The sequence below is a fragment of the Streptomyces sp. NPDC057271 genome (assembly GCF_042668715.1).
In the GTDB taxonomy this organism is placed as follows: domain Bacteria; phylum Actinomycetota; class Actinomycetes; order Streptomycetales; family Streptomycetaceae; genus Streptomyces.
The window spans coordinates 32,932-51,826 of sequence record NZ_JBHUYJ010000042.1; the positions used below are offsets into that span (position 1 = coordinate 32,932).

An 18,895-nucleotide genomic window follows, 5' to 3' on the forward strand; every position below is an offset into this window, starting at 1 on the left:
CGACGACGAACCGGCGGCCGCGCGCCCCCGACCGGGACGTACGGCCGCCGGTTCGACGGCCACCTCTTCACCTCAGCTTCACCTCAGCGGAGGTCGAACTCCCCGTCCCGCGCGCCGAGCACGAACGCGCGCCACTCGGCCTCGGTGTAACGCAGCACGGTGTCGGGGTCCAGCGAGGAGCGCATGGCGACGGCGCCGCCCGGCAGATGGGCGATCTCGACGCGCTCCTCGTCCGGACTCGTACCAGGCGCGCCCTGCCATTCGACGTCGGAGATGTCGAGGGCGTACAGCTCGTCCTTTTCCTGCGCGCTCCCCATGGGGTTCCTTTCGCTCCTGGCCGGTGAACGGCCCAAGTATCCCGTGGCGCCGAGGCGTTCGGCGTCGCCCGGCGTCATACGGCTCACCAAGGGATACTAGGCAGCTCAGGACCCCGGCGGGGGCGGTTCGGCCACCCGCTCACCCGGGGGTGGCTCAGTCCATCCGGCGGGCCGCGCCGAGCAGACCGGACTCCGCGTCCGTGGCGCTCGTCATCACCCACTGCCGCTCGGCACCGGCACACCAGAGTGTGACACCGTCCGCCAGTGTCGGCAGCGCCTCGACCTCGGCCTGGGCCAGCCCGAGGATCCGCCCGGTCTGCTGTGCCTCCTGGGGCGAGACGCGCTGGACGCCCACGAGCGTCGAGGACCGCATGAGCCGCGGTGCCACCGGGCTGAGGTAGGGGAGCAGGGTCAGCACCGACTGCCACGGCGACGAGACGACGCGCCCGCGCGGCGGTCGCATGCCGCAGTCGCGCACCACGACGACCGGGCTGCCGACGGTCGCGCCCAGCGGGGGCACCCGCCCCACGTCGGCGAGCGTGATGCACTCGAGGCCCGCTCCCGCCGCCTGCGCCAGGCCGGTCCACTCGTGCGGACGCCCGGTCTCCACCACCACCCGCGCTCCCGTGCCGGCCGCACGCAGCGCCAGCACCTGCGCCGTCCACAGTCCGCCGATGAGCAGGACGTCGTACGGCGTCGAGCGGTGGAACCCCACCAGCTGCGAACGCCCCTCGGCGTCCTCGCCGATGACCACACCGTCGTCGCCGACGGGCAGGGACAGGGCGCCGAGATGGTCCGCGGGCATGGTGTGCCCCGCGTACCGGGGGCCGACCAGGCCCCGCAGCCCCTTCGCCGTACCGCCGCGTCCGATCACCGGGCACCTCCCAGAGGCATCGTCGCCAGCGCGCCCGGCAGCTGTTCGCGGTCGAGCCGCAGCAGACCGACCTTCGCGGTGCGCGCCGCCTGCTCCAAGGTCCGCCGCACCCGGACCAGTTCGTTGTCGGAGCCGCCGGTGACCCGCACATGGCCGCCGACGTCCATGGCTCCCTGTCGCGCGCCGCGCCGCACCGTGAGGCTGACGGTCGTGGCGTACGCCGGTACGGAGGTGAGCAGCGAGATCAGCCTGGGCAGCGGAGCCGCTCCCCGGCCGAGCTCCGGCCAGCGGCCGACCGCGTACGTGGTGTGCCAGCGGTCGTCGCAGCGCCAGACGCGGGAGGTCTCGGCCGTGCGCCGCTGGGGCGCGGCGTCGGGCCGGCCGGCGCGGGCGGCGGCGCGCGGGCTCGTGCAGGCGGCCGTCGCCACGGTGGAGTTGAGCTCCTCCTGGTCCAGTACGGAGGCATGGAAGCCGGCACCGGTGATACGGCTCGCGAGGTGGTCCGCGATCCGGACCAGGCAACGCTGAGCACCCTCGAGCCCGCCGCCGCGGGCCTCCACGGCCTCCCGGCAGAGCTCGGGGTCCAGCTTCACGGCCACCCAGGTCAGGCGCAGCGCGGGAGCGCCGGTCCGTTCCTGGAGCGGGGTGTACGAGAGCCGCGCCACGGCCTGCTGGGGGAGGTGCGGTGCGGGAGCCGGGCGTACCTGCTGCACCAGCTGCACCGACTCCACCACGATGTCGTCGACTTCCAGGGCGTCGCCCAGAAGGGAGAGGGGGAAGGCGCGCACACCGAAGACCGGGCGCAGCGCCGAACCGCTCGCCTCGACCCGCAGGACCGCGGTCAGGAAGCTGCCGTCGCCCAGCATGCCGACGGTGCGGTGGTTCTGGTCGACGTAGGGCACGGCGCGGAAGCTCGGCACGCTCTCGGTCACCGGGGCGAGGGAGGGCTCCGAATCGGGCACGGTGGGCGCGGTGTTCCGCCGGCGTGCGCGCAGCGCGAGCGCGGTCCCCAGCCAGTCCTGCATGGCCTGACCGCGGCGGCGGATCGCCGCGAACACGACCAGCACACCGGCGGCGACGCACGTGGGAACGAGCCAGAGGCCGCCCACCGCGAGTCCGACCGCGACGAGGGCGAGCGCCGACTCCACCAGAACAAGTTGCCGCAGCTGGAAGGGGCCCACCCGGCCCGTGCGCGACAACGGGCGCAGGGTGGTGGTCGCGGGGACACCGCCCGGACCAGGCGTTGTTCGAGTTCCGCCGCCACCATTGCTTCGTTGCCGTCGGGAAGATCCGGGCGTCCGGCCAGTGGTCCGCCCGTTACGCGCACGCGTCGCCGTACCCATCGCCGCGTTGCCCCCTCGTGTCCGTAATAGCCGAATTCCCATGGGCGTTGACTGGGCGATCACCCTACCTGAGCAGTGCGACGCAAGCGCCGACAGGCATAGTAGGGGGCTGCGGGACGGCTGACCGGCCCGACGAGTGTGGGACCCTGGTCGCCCATCGGGGAGAGGGACAAGCGAACAGATGGCATCACGACGGGATGAACTGAACGCCTACACCTTCGCGAAGCGGAGGCTGATTGCGCAGTTCGTGCAGCCGAACGCGACAGGCTCGGAGGAAGGCGCTCCGCGCCCGCTGCGGGCGGTCGCACCCGGAGCCATCGTCGGTGTGGTGATCCTCGCGGTCTTCGGCGCCTGGGGCATGTTCAAGCCCGTCGCCCCCAAGGACTGGGACAAGCCCGGCGAGAACGTCATCATCGCCAGCAAGTCGACCACCCGCTACGTGGTGCTCAAGACCGGTGGCAAGACGCAGCTCCACCCCGTCCTCAACATGTCGTCGGCCAGACTGCTCCTCGACCCCGACAAGGGCAAGGTCATCAACGTCGACGAGTCCGTACTCGACAGCGGCAAGATCCCGCACGGCGCCACGCTCGGCATCCCCTACGCCCCCGACCGCCTTCCCGGTGGCAAGGAGGCGGGCGCCGCCAAACGCTGGGCCGTGTGCGAGCGCCCCGGTGAAGGCGGCCGCGCGATCCAGAAGGCGGTGTTCGTCCTCGCCGAGCGCGAGGAGAAGAAGACGGACGGCACCGACCGGCTCAGCGGCGGCGAACTGCTGTACGTCGAAGGTCCCAACGGCACGCGCTACGTGGTGGACGCCAAGGGGACCGCGTACGCCGTCGAGAAGGACGAACTCCTCCTGCGCCAGCTCGTCGGCCAGGGCCGTGCCGCCCAGCGCGTCTCCGACGCGTGGCTGCGCACGCTCCACAAGGGCGACCCGATCTCCTTTCCGACCGTCCCCGGCCAGGCGGGTGCCTCCGCGGGCGTGAACGGCCTCGCCCCCGAGGTCGACAAGATCGGTATGGTCATCTCCGCGACCGACGGCACCCGCAGGCAGATGTACGTCGTCCTCAAGGGAACCGTCGCCCCCGTCACGGACTTCGTGGCCAAACTCCTGCTCAACAGCAGGCAGCTGGTGGACATGGGGCAGGCGGGCCAGGCGACCTCGGTCAGCGGTGGTGCCTTCCAGCCGGGCCGCGCGTTCGGCGACGACAAGAAGTGGCCCGCGGCCGCGCCCGTGCCCGTCAACGAGGCGAGCACGACCGAGGGCAGCCGTAACACCGTCTGCAACGTCCTGCGTGAGGTGGACACCGACAACGGGGCGACCACTCTCAGCACATGGGCGGGCACCGACTTCCCTGCGACGCTGCCCACCGGCTCCAGCAGCGCGTACGTCACCCCCGGATCGGGACAGCTCTTCCGGCAGTTCAAGGGGTCCACGACCGAGACCGGGTTCCTCTTCCTCGTCACCGACACCGGCCTGCGCTACGCGATGCAGTCCAACGGCGACAGCGCGACCGACGACGCCGGCATCGGCTCCTCCGGCTCGGACGAGGAGAAGCAGGCACGCCTGGCGGAGCAGCAGCAGGCCCAGAACCGTCTCGGTTACAAGAACGTCGAACCGCTGCCGATCCCGGCCGAGTGGTCGACGTTCCTGCCGACGGGCCCGCGACTGTCGACGGGCGCCGCACGTCAGCCGCAGGGTTCGTGAGGACCGGCAGGGCGATGACGACGATGACGACGATGACGCCGCGGAACTCCCGCCGCGTGCTCGCGGTCGCGGCGGTCGCGATGCTCACGCTCGCGGGCCTCCCGCTGCCGACCGCGGCGGCGGACGACGGCTCGCAGTGCACCTTCCCCGGCAAGACGTACGAAGGCCGTCCCTGGGCGCTCCAGCGCGTCCTGCTGGACGAACTGTGGAGGCAGTCCACCGGCAAGGGGGTCAGGGTCGCCGTCATCGACACGGGTGTGGATGTCAGGAACCCGCAGTTGACCAAGGCCGTGGACGTCAAGAGCGGGGTGAACCTCATCCCGAAGGGGATCAAGGACGCCAACGGGAACAAGATCGAGCGCGGCAAGGAGAACGGCACCACGGACACCGTGGGCCACGGCACCAAGGTCGCGGGCATCATCGCCGCCCGCCCCGCCAAGGGCACCGGGTTCGTCGGACTGGCGCCGGACGCCACGATCATCCCCGTCCAGCAGAACGACGCCGAGGGCCACGGCACGGCCGCCACCCTCGCCGCGGCCATCCGGCACGCCGTCGCCAAGAAGGCCGACGTGATCAACATCTCCCAGGACACCGCCGACGCCGTCGAGCCGACGCCGCTGCTCAAGCAGGCCGTCGACGAGGCGCTGGCGAAGGAGATCGTGATCGTCGCGTCGGCGGGCAACGACGGCATGGGGGGCAATGTGAAGCCCACGTACCCCGCCTCGTACGAAGGCGTCCTGGCGGTCGCCTCGTCGGACCGCAACAACGAACGGGCCCAGTTCTCCCAGTCCGGTGACTTCGTGGGCGTCGCCGCCCCCGGGGTGGACATGGTCTCCACCGTGCCGGGCGGCGGTCACTGCGCCGACAACGGCACCAGTTTCTCCGCCCCGTACGTCGCCGGCCTGGCCGCCCTCATCAAGGCCAAGCACGGCACATGGACGCAGGAGCAGATCGTCGCCCAGATCCAGCAGACCGCCGAACGCTCGATCGCGGGTCACGACCGCCTCGTCGGCTGGGGCGTGGTCGACCCGGTCCGGGCGCTGACGGAGGACGACAAGCCCATCGAGAAACCGGTAGCGCACGAGGGCATGACGGACGCCGAGGCCCCGACCCCGGCCGCCCTCCACCTGGGGGAGACCCCGGAGCAACGCGCGGCCCGCCTGGCCACGTACGTGGTCGTGGGCGGAGGCGTCCTCGTGGCCGCGATCGTCGGCGCGGCCGTGGCCCTCCGGGACCACCGCCGCCGAAGCCGCCGGATCGCGCGGGGAGCGTCGGGCTGAGTTCGCGCAGCAAGGTCGGGACAATACGGTGATGGTTGCAGCCGCACACCGTCCTTCGCTCACAGAGCTGTTGAAGTCTCGTGACCGTGAGGACACTTGGGGCTGTCAGACCAAGATATTAGAGTGGTGTGCGATGCGATCGACGGTTGATCACTCGCCGCGATCGCAATGTAGGACAGCTGTAGCAAACGGGGAGGAAGTCTTGTGCTCGAGGTAGATGGTTTCGGGGGCCGCTGTGACGAGTAACCTCGAGCTCGGCGTCGGCGAGCTGAAGAAGTTCCGCAACCGGGTCAACGCCCTGCTGACCGACCTCGAGGGCGGCGACGCCGGCGCAGCCAAGGTCGGAGTGGAGCGCGTGACGCGCGGCTCCTTCGGCACAGGCATCCCCTTCGGCGAGGCAGAGGGCTTCTACGCGGAGTTCAACCGCGTCCACAAGGCCCTCGTGGGTCTGTCGAAATCCCTCAGCGACCAGATCGAACTGCTCAGCATCGGAGTCCACGCGGCCGACGTCGGCTACGCCAACGTCGAAGAGGAACAGCGCCGACGTTTCTACGAGATCACCGCGCGCCTGGACAAGGAGCGCGACGAGGCGACCGAGCGCGAGAAGCAGGCCAGGAGCGGCGACCCCGCCCAGCCCGCGAAGCCGCACGGAGACCGCAACACCGTCACGAAGGACATGGGGTGATGACGGGTGAGTGACGAGAAGCAGCCGACGCCGAGCCAACCCGAACTGACGCCTCAGGAGCAGGCGCAGCAGAAGGAATCGGACCAGATCCAGACCAGGCACGCGGTCACCGACATGGTGGAGCGGCTGGACGACATCTTCCCCGTCTTCGGTATCGGCGGTTCGGGGAGCGTCTTCGGCAAGACGGCGTTCGACGGCCAGCGACTGAACGCGATGCTCGACTTCCTGGACAGTGCCAACCCGAGCGACCTGGAGGAAGCCGGCCGCGCCCTGGAGAACGCCACGAAGGCGCTCAACGCGGCCGCCAAGGACCTCGGCGACTTCGTCAGCAGGACGGAATGGAAGGGCGAGGCCGCCACCGAGTTCCAGCGCTACGGCTCCGAGGTCGTGAGCTATGCCTGGGGCATCGGCAACCTGGCGAACGCGGTCGGCGCCCAGATGAAGGTCGCGAGCACGGGCCTCGCCTCGGTCCGCAACGCGAAGCCCCCACGGGATACCCGCATCGATCAGAGGCAGCCGAAGGACTTCCCGCTGCTGGAGCAGACGGAGGACAACCCGAAGTACAAGCAGGCCCTGCAGGTCGAGAAGGACCGGCAGGAGGCCATCAACCAGATGAACCGCCTGGCGTCCTTCTACGCGGTCTCGCAGTCGACCCTCCAGAGCCAGGAGATCCCCAAGCCGCCGGTGTCGTACAAGGCGCCGATTCCGCCGCCGTCTGGGCAGCAGCGGATCGAGCATGCGGGCTCGGGCTCCACCAAGCCTCGTGACTCACTGGCCAACGAAACCTCCGGACGTGTCAGTCCCAGCGAGGGCCGCCCGAGCGAGACGGTGATCCGTTCCGGGGACCTTGGCAAGGACGAGGCGATCCGGGAGCCGGACACGAAGGTCCAGATCGACAGCGTGAAGACGCCTCCGGCGCCGCCCACCACGCTCCCCACGACACCGCCGACCGCGCCGCCCCAGGTAACCCCGAACCAGACCGGTCCCATGCTCCCCCCGACGGTCTCGCTCGGAGGTCCTCCGCGTACCGGAGGCCCTCGGGCCACCGGCGTGCCCGGTGTCCCGCGCACCACGACCGGACCGACCGCCGTGGGCCGGACGGGTGGGCCGACGACTTCCCCTGCCGTGGGAAGACCTGGTGGCCCGACCAGCTCGCCCGCCGTCGGACGTCCGGGTGGGCCCGTGGCGAAGACAGGAGGCCCGCCGACGACTGCGCAGTCGCCGCAGGTCGGCCGTCCGGGCGGACCGGGCATGCCCGGCGGCACGACGCAGCGTCAGGGAGCCGGTGGGACACGGCAGTCTCCGATCGTGGGCAGGCCCACGGGTACGGGACAGCCTGTCACCGGACGCACGAGCGGCGGCCCGGGCACCGGCCGGTCCACCCCGATCGTCGGTGGCTCGCCGCAGCGCACCTCGGTTGGGAACGCCGGATCCCGGCTTCCCAAGGGCACGGTCGTCGGCAGCGAGGGTCAGGCTGCGGGCCGTACATCCGCGGCCCGGCCCAGCCAAGCGGGTGTGGTGGGCGCCAACTCCGGTAACGCCGCCGCCCGTCCCGTCGGTCGCGGCACTCCCAGCACGAACGGCGTCATCGGGACGCCTCGTGGCGCAGGCACGCCCGTCGGCGGCGGCCGTGGCAACCAGCGCCCGGCACGTGACGAGCAGGACCGCGAGGGCTCTTCGCGCCCGGACTACCTGACGGAAGACGAAGAGACATGGACGAACCGTCGGCGCGGTGCTGTGCCACCGGTGATCGACTAACCACGGGGAAGGCTCGGAAGTCGGGATGACGGCAGGAATGATTGAGGTGCGCAGGCTTCGGCGAGGGATGCTCGGCGCGGTGGCTGTGACGGCGGTGCTGGCATCAGGCCTCACCGCGGCTGCTCCGGCTGCCGCTGCCGACATCCAGTCGAAGCAGTGGTACCTGGATGCCATGCACGCCGAGGAGATCTGGAAGACCTCCACCGGCAAGGGCATGACAGTCGCTGTGATCGACACCGGCGTCAACCCGGCCACCCCTTCGCTCAAGGGCCAGGTGCTGAAGGGGATGGACGTCTCGGAGGCCGAGGGTGACGAGACCGACGACTACACGGGTCACGGAACGACGATGGCAGAACTCATCGCCGGGACGGGGAAGGGTGGCGGGCTGAAGGGCCTGGCACCTGGAGCCAAGATCATTCCATACCGGGTCAGTGACACCGAGTTCCAGAACAAGAACAAGGTCAACGCCTTCGACATGGAGGAAGCGATCAAGGCTGCCGCTGACAGCGAAGCTCAGATCATCAGCATTTCCTTCGGAAACGAGTTCTACTCGTCCTCGGTCCGGCAGGCGGTCAAGCATGCCCAGGCGAAGGGAAAGCTACTCTTCGCCTCAGCTGGCAATGACGCGAAGAAGGGGAACAAGGAGAACTACCCGGCGGCCTATCCCGAGGCGATCGCCGTTGCGGCGACCACCGGCGACGGAGAGGTGGCCGAGTACTCCCAGCATGGCGACTTCGTGGACCTCGCCGCACCGGGCAGCGAGATTCCCGGTTGGTGCGACGAGAACTTCACGCGCTACTGCGACGGTGACGGCACCAGTAACGCTGCCGCCATCGCCTCCGCTTCCGCCGCCCTCATCTGGTCCGCCCACCCCGACTGGACGGGAAACCAGGTGCTCCGGGTCATGCTCGAGTCCGCCGGTAAGGGCGACGACTGGGAGCCCGGCACCCTGAGTCGGTATGCCGGCCACGGCGTCATCCGGCCCAACGCCCACCTCACTCGTGGCATCGGCAAGCCGGGTGACCCCGACATCAACCCCCTGACCAACCAGAGGGTCGGCGGCGACACGGGCTCGTCCGGTTCGTCCCCGTCCGCGGCCCCCTCGGCGTCGATGTCTGCATCAGGTTCGCCACAAGCCCCGGAGAGCAAGCCGTCGTCGGACGCCGTTGTGGCAGGCTCCAGCGAGAGCACCGATGACGGCAGCCCGTTGGGGCTCATCATCGGCGGCGCCGCGGCCGCAATCGTCGTCGCGGGAGTGGCGTACGTGATCGTGCGACGGCGGCGTACGGCCTGACGACGTTCGGCCTGACGACGTTCGGCCGGCGTCGGATCCGGGCCATCGAAGACCACTCTGCGCTCCGCGCGAGGCGGCGGACGCAGCCACAATGAGAATCCACGAAAGGGAGAGCGTCACATGACGATCCAGAAGGTCGGCGATCAGAGTCTCAAGGAATTCCAGGATGACCTCACCCTCCGCTTCGAGGGCGTCAAGGGTCAGCTGAGGACGCTCCAGGGCGTCATCGACGGTCTCGAGGGCCGCTGGAAGGGTGTCGGCGCCGGCGCGTTCGACGTCAAGCAGAACGAGATCAACCAGGGCATGGTGCGCATCGCCAAGCTGCTGCTGAACTTCCAGGAAGCCATCCAGGTGACCCGTACCAACGCGGCGAACGTGGACTCCGAGATCGAGCAGGCGCTCAAGGGCGTCGACGTCACGGCCGGCTTCTCGGGCGACGCCGCCGCGGAGAAGGCCTCGACCTCGGGCATCGCCAAGCTCTGAGGCAAGCGGAACTCGTCACCGTAGAACGTCGATACACAGGCACTGGGAGAACTCATGGCACAGAACAACGACGGCGTGATGGTCGTCACCTACGCATCTCTCGACGATGCGGCAGGTGTGATCGAGAAGCAGGCGGGCGAGCTGGACAAGGCCCTGGAGGAGATCCAGCGCCGCATCAGGCTCGTCTCCGAGACCTTCGAGGGTGAGGCCAAGACCGCGGCCGACGCCGCCCACAAGAACTGGGACAAGGAGACGCGGATGATCCACACCGCGCTCCGCGAGATCGCGGGCAAGGTCCGCATGGCGGGCCCCGCGTACCAGGAGGGCGACCGCAGGTCGGCCAGCAACTTCTGACCGCCGAGAGGCCGCGGAAGAACAACAGGGTGGGCGCGCACGGGAGGCGCCCACCCTGTGGCGTCTGTCTTCCGGCGCGACGTCCACCCCGCCGTAGTCAGGCGCAGGTCAGTGCAGCCGTGTCGCTCGGCCGACGTTTCCGCCAACTCCCGGAACGCGGGGAGCCCGAGCGTCTCCTCGCCTTTCTCCCCGGGAAGCCACTCGGTACCTCCGTGCCGGGGTGACAAGCCCTCGAACAGAGGCGGTGACCCGGTGGGGACTGATCGGCCTTCACCCGGACGGAGCGGCACTCACAGGCGGGGCCTCGGTAGGAAGCTCGGACGGGAGGTCGCACCTGGCGTCCTTGTGAGCGAACTGAGCCGCACCCACAGCCAGATCCACGAGTCGTTGCCTGACCTTCTCCTCGTTCGCCCCGTCGTACGGTCTGAGATTCACGACGACGCTCAGGCTGAAACTTCCGCCCACGACGGTTCCAGGCGCTGAACACGGCACGAGAATGGCTGCCTTGAGGCCCGGGAAGTCGACGACACCCAGGGAGCCTGCGTCGAACTCCTCAGCCCTGGCTGCCTGCCTTTCGCCGATGGCATCCGCCGCCCAACTGCTCGGCGACTCGGGGAGCACCATCTGGCTCCGGACACTGAGGAGCATGTCGCTCTCGCCGCGTACGAAGCAGTAGGCGTTGTAGCTTGATCCGCCTTGTGCGACGTTCTCTCCGTTGAATCGGTCTTCGAATGAGTACTCCGACTGGCTCGGGAGGGCGTCGTCGAGCGCTGGGATGGACTTCTGGGATTCTCCGAGTGACGCGCAGACATCCTCGGAGCTGATCACTCCGCGCCGTTCGAAAGGAGGAACCTCCAGCACATAGGCCGTACCTGCGGCCAGTCCCACGGCGGCGACTACGGCCGCGACGGGAACAATGATCCTTCTGCGCTTGACGTCCATGGGGCTACTTGTCCTTTTCCAGCTGCTTCGGGACTCCCTGTCCGTTGCAGTAGTCCGTGACCATGGCCTGGGCGTTGGTGAATCCGGACTCGGCGGCGGTCGCGGCAGCGGAAACGATGTGAGGTGAGGGGTTGCCCGCCTTTTCACCTGCTTTTTCGGCAGCCGCCTCGATGAGCTTGTACGTCGATTCCTTGGTGTCGCTGATCTCCTGGCCGTTGCGGTAGATGACCTCGTCGGTGCTGTCCTTCATCAAGCCCTCGGTGAGGGCTCCGATGATTTCGTCCGCCGCCGTGCCTGCGAGGCCTCCGGCGACGGTCCCGCCTGGACCGACGGCAGGGGCAGTGGCCAGTCCGACGCCGATCCCCACGCCGCTGCTCACCCACGTGCTGGCGGTCTCGATGGCATCGTTGAATTCTGCGTCCTTGTTGCCTCCCTCCACCTCGTTTGCGTAGGCGCGACCGACGCCGATCGTCCCCTCGATCTCTCCGGAAACCCGGGCGATGTCTTCGATCGACTTCTTGAGGTTGTCGTTCACGCTGAAGTTCTTGTCCGCGAGGTTGGCTTCCGGATTGGCGAAGTGGTACTCCATCACCGATGTGGTGTAGCTGTGCTGTCCTGCGTTGATGGCCGCGTAACCTTCGGGGTTCTGACCCGTGGTGTAGAGGAACCGCGTGATGTCCTGCTCGCTGAGCTCGGCCGGTGAGCCGGCGATCGGGAACAGGCTGTCCGCATCGCTTTTGGCCGGGTGCAAACCTCGATGGATGTCCGGCATGTACTCGGCGGCGATCTGACCCATGCTGTCGGACATGAAGCTGTTCTTCGTGAGCCGCTCTGGGTTCTCCGACACGGAGTGGAAGATGTCCTCGACCAGCTTTGCCTGCTGGTCGTTGTGTGCGGGAGTGTCGATGTTGGGCATTTCACCGGCGGGATGCCCGGTCGTCGCAGCCTCCAGGGCCTTGGCCAGGTTGTTGCGCCCCTCGATGCTGTTCTCGCCCTTGCTGTCCATCTCCGGCGGCCAGTCGCGCTCCTCGAAGAGGTAGTCGAAGTTGCTCAGCTCCCGCTTCTCGTTCTTGCCGTTGCCGTCGGCGTCCTCTTCGAAGTCGTGGTCCTCGTCCTTGGTGAGGAAGTCCGCGTTGAAGAAGTCGGTGGCTGCGTCGGGGCTGTTGGAGAGAGCTGCCAGGAAGCCGATCACGGGATCGGAACCGGAGTCGGTGCCGGTCCTGTTGAGATCCGGATCCATGCCCAGGTGCGTCCAGACGGTGGGCGAGTGGCGGCCGTTGCCGGAGGCGGCCTTCTCGACCTCCATGAGCTTCCCGCCGTAGTCCATGAGGAACTGGTCGTCGAAGTTGCCCCAGCGCATCAGGTTGCTCATCACCTGGGCGCCCTGCGTGATGCTGTTCTTGCCGAGAGGTTGGTCGGCCAGGTTGACCATGTCGTACTTCCAGCGCGACATCTCGGGGGAGTCCGCCTGGGTGGCCGTGGCGAGCGTGAGGCTCAGGTTCTTCTGGAGTTCGGCGTACTGCTCACGACGATCCGGGTAGACATCCCTGTTCTTCTGGTAGTCGTTGAGACCCGCCCAGAGGTCGAGGGTTCCCTTGGGACCGACCGTCGTTGCGAAGTGCTCGGCGAAGATCTGGTCGCCGGAGTACTTCTTCAGGCCGGAGTTGAGCGCGTCGAAGTCCGCGGTGGTCAGGTCCTCGGGCTTCTTCTTGGCGATCGCCGCCAGCTTCTCCGCCTCCTTGACGGCAGCCGCCGCCTCGTCGCGGTTCTTGTAGACCGCGTCGGCGAAGCCGTGGTCGGTCAGGTCGACCAGAGCCTTCAGGGAGGTGGAGGCCGTGCTGTCGATCTCGGTGGCCGTGTTCAGAATGCCCTGGAGCTCGTCCCGCAGCGCGTCCACGTCGGTCTGGCCGTTGGGAGCCTTCTTGTCGGGGTTCTCCCGGACCGTGAACCCGCCGCCGTTGGTGGTGACCGTCAGGTTCTTGCCCTGGCCCCGCGAGATGGCCTCCTTGAGGAGGCGCTGCTGCGTCTTCAGCTCGTCCCGGGTGTCCTGCATGATGTTGCGGATCGACGTCGCCTGGACGAGTGCGTCACCGAACTCGCCGGAGGTCTTGCCCACGAACTCGCGGGTGATCACCGCGTTGTCGCCGGCCCAGTTGGCCTTGAGGGCCTTTCCCCGGAGCCCGTCGTGCGCGTCTTTCTTCAGGGCTTCGAGTTTGGTGAGCATCGACGTCCAGTCGTTGACCGTGTCGTCGAGCAGCTTGAAGTTGGCCGAATGAAGGGCTTCGAAATCCATCAGGTATCCCCCTAGTCCTTCTTGTCCTTCTTGTCCTTCTCTTCGTACACCGGGTTCTTCTTGCCCGGTTCGGCCGATGCCTCGTCGAAGCCCGCGTCGAGAGTCTGGATGCTGCTGACGTGCCGCTCGATGAAGATCTCGTCGCCGGCGTGTGCGTTCTTCGTGAAGTCCATGTGATTCGAGATGAGAGCGCAGGCGTCCATCACGGAACCCAGCTGCTTGTCCCAGCGCAGCGACACGTGCGACAGGGCGCCGCCGAGGGCGAACCCCTGGGTCGAGAGGTCGGTCGCGGCGCCGTCCGTGGAGGTGACCCGCGCTTCCTTCCACAGCCGGTTGTACAGCTTGAAGGCCTCGTCACCGATGGCTGCGAGGTCCTGCCGGTCAACGGCGAGAAAGCCGCCGGACGGGTTGCCCGCGTTCGGTCTGTCCTCGGGCGGCAGCCCGTTCAGCTGCATCCGTGCCGAATCCTCCTCGGCTGCGGACGCCTTCAACTGCTCCCACTCGTCCCATGCCATGGACGTCACATCTCCTCGCTGTCGCTCACGGGTCCTGGGGACAGGCCTCGTCCACGACGTCGGTCCGGACTGCGTACTCCAGATTGTCGATGGCATGCGCCATCTCGGACTGGCCCGGCAGCGGCGTCGCCGTCACCGTGAGACAGATGCCGTCGACCTCGTACCGTTCGACGAACGGGCCCCTGATGTCCGAGTCCGACCCCGAGTCCGACCCCGAGTCCGACCCCGACTCCGAGTCCGACCCCGACTCCGACTCCGACCCCGAGTCCGACCCCGACCCGGACCCCGCCCCCGACCCGCCACCGGCACTCGACGTCGCCTCGTCGTCGTCCTCCTCCACCAGCGACAGCACCGGGTCGTCCCGCTCCGGCCCCTTGAGCTTCGGGTTGAGGAAGGCGCCCCAGGAGCCCGGCGAGCCGGGGTACTTGGGGCGACCGTCACCCTCGTCCGTCTCCAGCTGCCACGCCGCCTCCTCCACCCGTTCGAGGATGTCGGCGTGGTCCGCACCCGTCCCGAAGACGCCCGCCAGGCGGAGCAGGCTGACGCTCTGCCACGCCAGGACGAGCCCCACCACCACCAGCAACACCCGGCGCGCCGTGAACGACGCCGACGACGGCTCGTGCGCCTCCGGGGCGTCGAAGCGCGGCGCCCGGAAACGCCACCACAGCGCGCGGCCGTCGACGAAGAGGCCCAGGACGACGAACGCGACCGCGAAGACCCCGGCGAAGACCGCCGCGCCGATCACCCGTACACCTCGGGCATCAACCCCGTCTGCACCAGCGGGTTGCCCCGCTGCCGGGACACGTAGATGCCCCGGCCCGCCGGCATCGGACGCATGCGGACGCCGCCCAGCACATCGCCCTCCTGCGGGTCGCCGGAGAGCAGCACGCCCTGCGCGCCGAGCTCCATCATCCGCTGCATGAAGGACTCGTACGCCGACCGGCTCGCCCCCGCAGCGCTGCGGGCGATGATGAAGCGGACACCCACGTCACGCGCGAACGGCAGCAGTTCCGCCAGCTTCGCCAGCGGGTTGCCGCTCGACGTGGACACCAGGTCGTAGTCGTCGACGACCACATAGACGGACGGGCCCTGCCACCAGCTGCGGTCCCGCAGCTGCTGGGCCGTGACGTCCGCCGACGGAGAGCGGCGCCGCATCAGGTCGGCCAGCGCGTCCACGTGGTGCTCCATGTTGTTCGACATGGGCACGTACTCCGCCAGGTGGCTCGCCGGAGTGACGTCGAGGAGCGCACGCCGGTTGTCGATCACGAAGAACTTCGCCGAGTTCCCGTCGTACCGCTCCGTGATCTGCTTGATGAGCAGCCGCAGCAGGTTCGACTTGCCCGACTCGCTCTCGCCGAACACCAGGAAGAACGGGTCGCGGTCGAAGTTGACGAAGACCGGCTCCAGGTTGTTCTCGTCGATGGCGAACGCGACACCGCGCTGCGGCTCCGCGTAGCCGGCGGGCAACTGGTGCGCGTCGAGTTCGCGCGGCAGCAGCCGGACCTCCGGCGCACCGGGCGCCGTCCAGTGCCGGGTGACCTCCTGCGTCATCGCCGCCGTCGCCTCCGACAGGTCGCTGTCGGAGTTGATGCCGTCGATACGCGGAACGGCCGCCATGAAGTGCAGCTTCTCCGGCGTCAGACCCCGGCCGGGGACGCCCGTGGGCACATTGGCGGCGATCTTCCGGTCCAGCTCGGAGTCCATCGTGTCGCCGAGTCGCAGTTCCAGCCTGTTCATCAGGTGGTCCTTGAGGTTGGCCCGGACCTCCATGGAGCGCGACGCCGTGATGATCACGTGAATGCCGTACCCGAGTCCGCGCGCGGCGATGTCCACGACGGCGGGCTCGAGCCCCTCGTACTCGGTACGGAAGTTGCCCCAGCCGTCGATCATGAGGAAGACGTCACCGAACGGCTGGTCCGTCACCGAGATGTCGCCACGGGCCCGCAGCCTGCGGTACGTGGCGATGGAGTCGATCCCCGAACTGCGGAAGTACTCCTCGCGCCGCGACAGGATGCCGTAGACCTCGGCCACCGTACGGCGCACCCGCTCGGGGTCGAGACGGGACGCCACGCCGCCGACGTGCGGCAGCCCCGCGACCGACGACATACCGCCGCCACCGAAGTCGAGTCCGTAGAACTGCACCTCGTGCGGGGTGTGCGTCAGCGCGAAGGCGGAGATGATCGTCCGCAGCAGAGTCGACTTGCCGGACTGCGGACCGCCGACGATCTGCATATGACCCGCGGCGCCGGAGAAGTCCCGGTAGAGCGTGTCGCGGCGCTGCTCGTACGGCTTGTCCACCACGCCCACCGGTACGACGAGGCGGCCCGCCCCCTCGTACCCGGGCTGCGTCAGCCCACGGCCCTCGACACCGGCGAGGCCTGGCAGGATCGAGTCGAGCGGGGGCGGGTTGTCGAGCGGCGGCAGCCACACCTGGTGCGCCTCGACGCCGCGTCCTTCGAGCCGTCGCACGATCACGTCGAGCACCGAGTCGGCCAGCGCGTCGTCCTCGGCGGCACGGGCCTCGGGAACCTGCGCCTGGGCGGCCGGTTCGAGGTAGCGCACCGGGACGTGCGCCGCGGTGAACGGCACCGGACGGCGGTCCACGGGCAGCGGCCCGCCCGGCACGGCGGCGTGCTGGTTGGTGCGGTACACACCGGAGACGTACGCCGCCTTGAACCGCACCATCTCGTCGGTGCCGTACTTCAGGTAGCCCGAACCGGGGACGTTCGGCAGCGAGTAGGCGTCCGGCACACCGATGGCCGCGCGGGACTCGGCGGCCGAGAAGGTCCGCAGACCGATCCGGTACGAGAGGTACGTCTCCAGGCCGCGCAGCCGGCCCTCCTCCAGGCGCTGCGACGCCAGCAGCAGGTGCACACCGAGCGAGCGGCCGATACGGCCGATCTGCACGAACATCTCGATGAAGTCCGGCATGGCCGTCAGCAGCTCGCTGAACTCGTCGATGACGAGGACGAGTGACGGGATGGGCTGGAGCGGGGCGCCCGCGGCGCGTGCCTTCTCGTAGTCGTGGATGTTCGCGTAGTTGCCCGCGTCCCGCAGCATCTCCTGGCGGCGGTTCAGCTCACCGCGGATGGAGTCGCCCATACGGTCCACCAGCGTGAGGTCGTCCGCCAGGTTGGTGATCACCGCGGCGACGTGCGGCATCTGGGACATGCCGGCGAAGGTGGCGCCACCCTTGAAGTCCGCGAGGACGAAGTTCAGCGTCTCCGAGGAGTGCGTCACCGCCAGACCGAGGACGAGCGTGCGCAGCAGCTCCGACTTCCCGGAACCGGTCGCCCCCACACAGAGGCCGTGCGGGCCCATGCCCTCCTGCGCGGCCTCCTTGAGGTCCAGCATGACCGGCGTACCGTCCTCGCCCACACCGATCGGGACGCGCAGCCGCTCGGACCGGGAACGGGGACGCCAGGTGCGGCTGACGTCGACCGAGGCCGCGTCGCCGAGGTTCAGCAGATCGGTGAAGTCGAGGTTGGCGAGCAGCGGCTCGTCGTCGTCCGCTCCCGACGCGACCCGCAGCGGTGCGAGCTGACGGGCGAGCGCCTCCGCCGCGTCGAGGCTCAGTCGGTCGGGGCTGCCGTCGTACACGAGCCCGTGACCGGACTCCAGACGCAGCGAGTCGGCGTCCACCGTCACGGACAGGTCGCCGCGCGGCCCGGTGGCCCGGCCCTGAACGACTTCGATGATCGTCACGCCCTGAAGGCCCTCGGGGGAGGCCAGGGCCGAGGTCTGCGGGATCGACCGGCCGTCCAGTACGACCACGAGGTGCGGGTGGTCGAGGAGCGGGTGGTTTCCGCCCTGGAAGCGGGGGCGACCCTCCAGCCGGGCGTCGAGCATGTCCTGCAGCTCGCGCGGGTCCGTGGTGATCAGCCGTCGGCTGCCCGCACCGTCGCCGGGCCCCGACGCCTGTACGTGGGGCAGCCACTTCGCCCACTCCCACGCGGGCGCCGAGTCGTTGCCGGCGCCGATGGCGATGACCAGGTCCTCGGGGGAGTGCAGCGCGGCGAGCGAGCCGACCATCGCGCGCGTCGTGGAACGGGCGGCTTCCGGGTCGCCGCTGACGGTGAGGTGGTAGAAGGCGCGGAGGGACACGGCCATGGGAAGGCCGTCCAGGGTGCTGTGCGCGGTGAGGAACTGCCGCATCGCGCCGGCCGTCAGCGGCTCGAGCTCGTCCACGGGCGCGGTCTCGGGGGCGATCAGGGGAGTGGCGAGCTGCTGGCTGCCCAGACCGATGCGTACCTGCGCGAAGTCGTCGTCTCCGACACGCCGCTCCCAGACCCGGCTGCCCTCGGCGACCAGCGCCCAGAGCTGCTCGGGCGAGGGGTGCAGATAGAACTGCGCGTCGCGCTGGAGGTGCGCGGTCCTGAGGACGGCACGTCGTGTCTGGGTCAGGTACTTCAGGTAGTCACGCCGCAGGTCGGCGAGCTGCCCCTGCGTACCGCGCCGGTAGCGGACCAGCATCGCGATCGCCATGGCGACCGTCGAGGCGATCATCACCATGCCCATGATCCGCATGATCGGGTTCGGCGTCATGAAGAAGAAGACCACCGAACCGCCCATGCCGAGCATCGGCAGGAGCTGCATCAGAGCGCCCTCCTGCTGTCCGCGGGGCAGCTCCGGCGGAGGTTGCAACTGCACCTGCTCGCCGGGCACTTCGGACGGCAGCGCCCGTGGTGGGCGCTTGACGACGATCTGACTCACAGCTCACCAATTTCCGTTGCCGGACGGAAAGTTCCTCTAGACGCCCCCGTGGCGACGGGATCCATCCGCGGGGAGGGATCCTACTTTGGTACGGGGTCGCGGGTGGGCGGTAGGGTGGGTCGACGTGTTTGCGCGCCCATGAACTATCGCAAAAAAACGGGTCATTCGGAACGCAACATCCGGAGCGCGGCGGCCGGAACGCGACGACCGGGAACACACCGTTCCGGGCGTCACGTCCGTGACCGCACGCCCGGGCACGCACCACTCCGGACATCCCGCCCGGACCTTACGCGTCGCCCGGGACCGCACGTCCGGGCGCACAGGTCGGTCCTGCCGGCC

Annotated in this window: 15 protein-coding genes; 7 read left to right on the forward strand and 8 right to left on the reverse strand. The window is 69.0% G+C overall.

Annotation, left to right across the window (positions count from 1 at the left end):
- Positions 1-83 precede the first annotated feature (83 nt).
- The 3 genes from ACFUJR_RS20500 to eccE all read right to left on the reverse strand — a co-directional run bounded on the left by ACFUJR_RS20500 (position 84) and on the right by eccE (position 2,534).
- Positions 84-317, reverse strand: coding sequence for a DUF397 domain-containing protein (locus tag ACFUJR_RS20500; RefSeq protein WP_260227673.1), 234 nt, complete (start codon positions 315-317; stop codon positions 84-86).
- Positions 318-471: 154 nt separating this feature from the next.
- Positions 472-1,122 carry a hypothetical protein gene (locus ACFUJR_RS20505; protein WP_383173325.1) on the reverse strand — a complete coding sequence of 217 codons (651 nt, stop codon included), beginning with the start codon at positions 1,120-1,122 and terminating at the stop codon, positions 472-474.
- 65 nt (positions 1,123-1,187) lie between these two features.
- The gene (gene eccE / locus ACFUJR_RS20510) at positions 1,188-2,534 is read right to left on the reverse strand and encodes a type VII secretion protein EccE (protein WP_383173303.1); all 1,347 of its coding nucleotides are present in this window, start codon (positions 2,532-2,534) and stop codon (positions 1,188-1,190) included.
- Positions 2,535-2,715: 181 nt separating this feature from the next.
- Here eccE and eccB point away from each other — a divergent pair, with 181 nt between their 5' ends.
- The 7 genes from eccB (at position 2,716) to ACFUJR_RS20545 (ending at position 10,093) form a co-directional block, all read left to right on the forward strand.
- On the forward strand, positions 2,716-4,239 hold the full coding sequence (gene eccB / locus ACFUJR_RS20515; protein WP_383173304.1) for a type VII secretion protein EccB: 1,524 nt from the start codon (positions 2,716-2,718) through the stop codon (positions 4,237-4,239).
- 14 nt (positions 4,240-4,253) lie between these two features.
- Entirely contained in the window at positions 4,254-5,519 is a 1,266-nt protein-coding gene (gene mycP, locus ACFUJR_RS20520) for a type VII secretion-associated serine protease mycosin (RefSeq protein ID WP_383173306.1), read from the forward strand.
- Positions 5,520-5,754: 235 nt separating this feature from the next.
- Complete coding sequence (locus ACFUJR_RS20525) at positions 5,755-6,204, forward strand: hypothetical protein (RefSeq protein WP_383173307.1); 450 nt, start codon at positions 5,755-5,757, stop codon at positions 6,202-6,204.
- 6 nt (positions 6,205-6,210) lie between these two features.
- The gene (locus ACFUJR_RS20530) at positions 6,211-7,962 is read left to right on the forward strand and encodes a hypothetical protein (RefSeq protein ID WP_383173308.1); all 1,752 of its coding nucleotides are present in this window, start codon (positions 6,211-6,213) and stop codon (positions 7,960-7,962) included.
- A 37-nt stretch (positions 7,963-7,999) separates the two neighbouring features.
- Positions 8,000-9,256 carry a S8 family serine peptidase gene (locus tag ACFUJR_RS20535; protein WP_383173309.1) on the forward strand — a complete coding sequence of 419 codons (1,257 nt, stop codon included), beginning with the start codon at positions 8,000-8,002 and terminating at the stop codon, positions 9,254-9,256.
- A gap of 120 nt (positions 9,257-9,376) precedes the next feature.
- Positions 9,377-9,739 carry a WXG100 family type VII secretion target gene (locus ACFUJR_RS20540; protein ID WP_383173311.1) on the forward strand — a complete coding sequence of 121 codons (363 nt, stop codon included), beginning with the start codon at positions 9,377-9,379 and terminating at the stop codon, positions 9,737-9,739.
- A 54-nt stretch (positions 9,740-9,793) separates the two neighbouring features.
- A complete protein-coding gene (locus ACFUJR_RS20545) occupies positions 9,794-10,093 on the forward strand; it encodes a WXG100 family type VII secretion target (protein ID WP_383173312.1) in 300 nt (99 codons plus the stop codon).
- 270 nt (positions 10,094-10,363) lie between these two features.
- Here the strand turns inward: ACFUJR_RS20545 and ACFUJR_RS20550 are convergent, their stop codons facing one another.
- From ACFUJR_RS20550 to eccCa, 5 genes are read right to left on the reverse strand one after another with little or no spacing between them, the layout of a single operon-like run.
- On the reverse strand, positions 10,364-11,035 hold the full coding sequence (locus ACFUJR_RS20550) for a hypothetical protein (protein WP_383173313.1): 672 nt from the start codon (positions 11,033-11,035) through the stop codon (positions 10,364-10,366).
- Between the two features lie 4 nt (positions 11,036-11,039).
- Positions 11,040-13,328: a hypothetical protein gene (locus ACFUJR_RS20555; protein WP_383173315.1), complete on the reverse strand. Its 2,289-nt coding sequence runs from the start codon at positions 13,326-13,328 to the stop codon at positions 11,040-11,042.
- Positions 13,329-13,339: 11 nt separating this feature from the next.
- The gene (locus ACFUJR_RS20560; RefSeq protein ID WP_383173316.1) at positions 13,340-13,843 is read right to left on the reverse strand and encodes a hypothetical protein; all 504 of its coding nucleotides are present in this window, start codon (positions 13,841-13,843) and stop codon (positions 13,340-13,342) included.
- Positions 13,844-13,868: 25 nt separating this feature from the next.
- Positions 13,869-14,588: a hypothetical protein gene (locus tag ACFUJR_RS20565; RefSeq protein ID WP_383173317.1), complete on the reverse strand. Its 720-nt coding sequence runs from the start codon at positions 14,586-14,588 to the stop codon at positions 13,869-13,871.
- Complete coding sequence (eccCa, locus tag ACFUJR_RS20570; RefSeq protein WP_383173319.1) at positions 14,585-18,556, reverse strand: type VII secretion protein EccCa; 3,972 nt, start codon at positions 18,554-18,556, stop codon at positions 14,585-14,587. The genes ACFUJR_RS20565 and eccCa overlap by 4 nt, the downstream gene beginning before the upstream one ends.
- Positions 18,557-18,895: the final 339 nt, after the last annotated feature.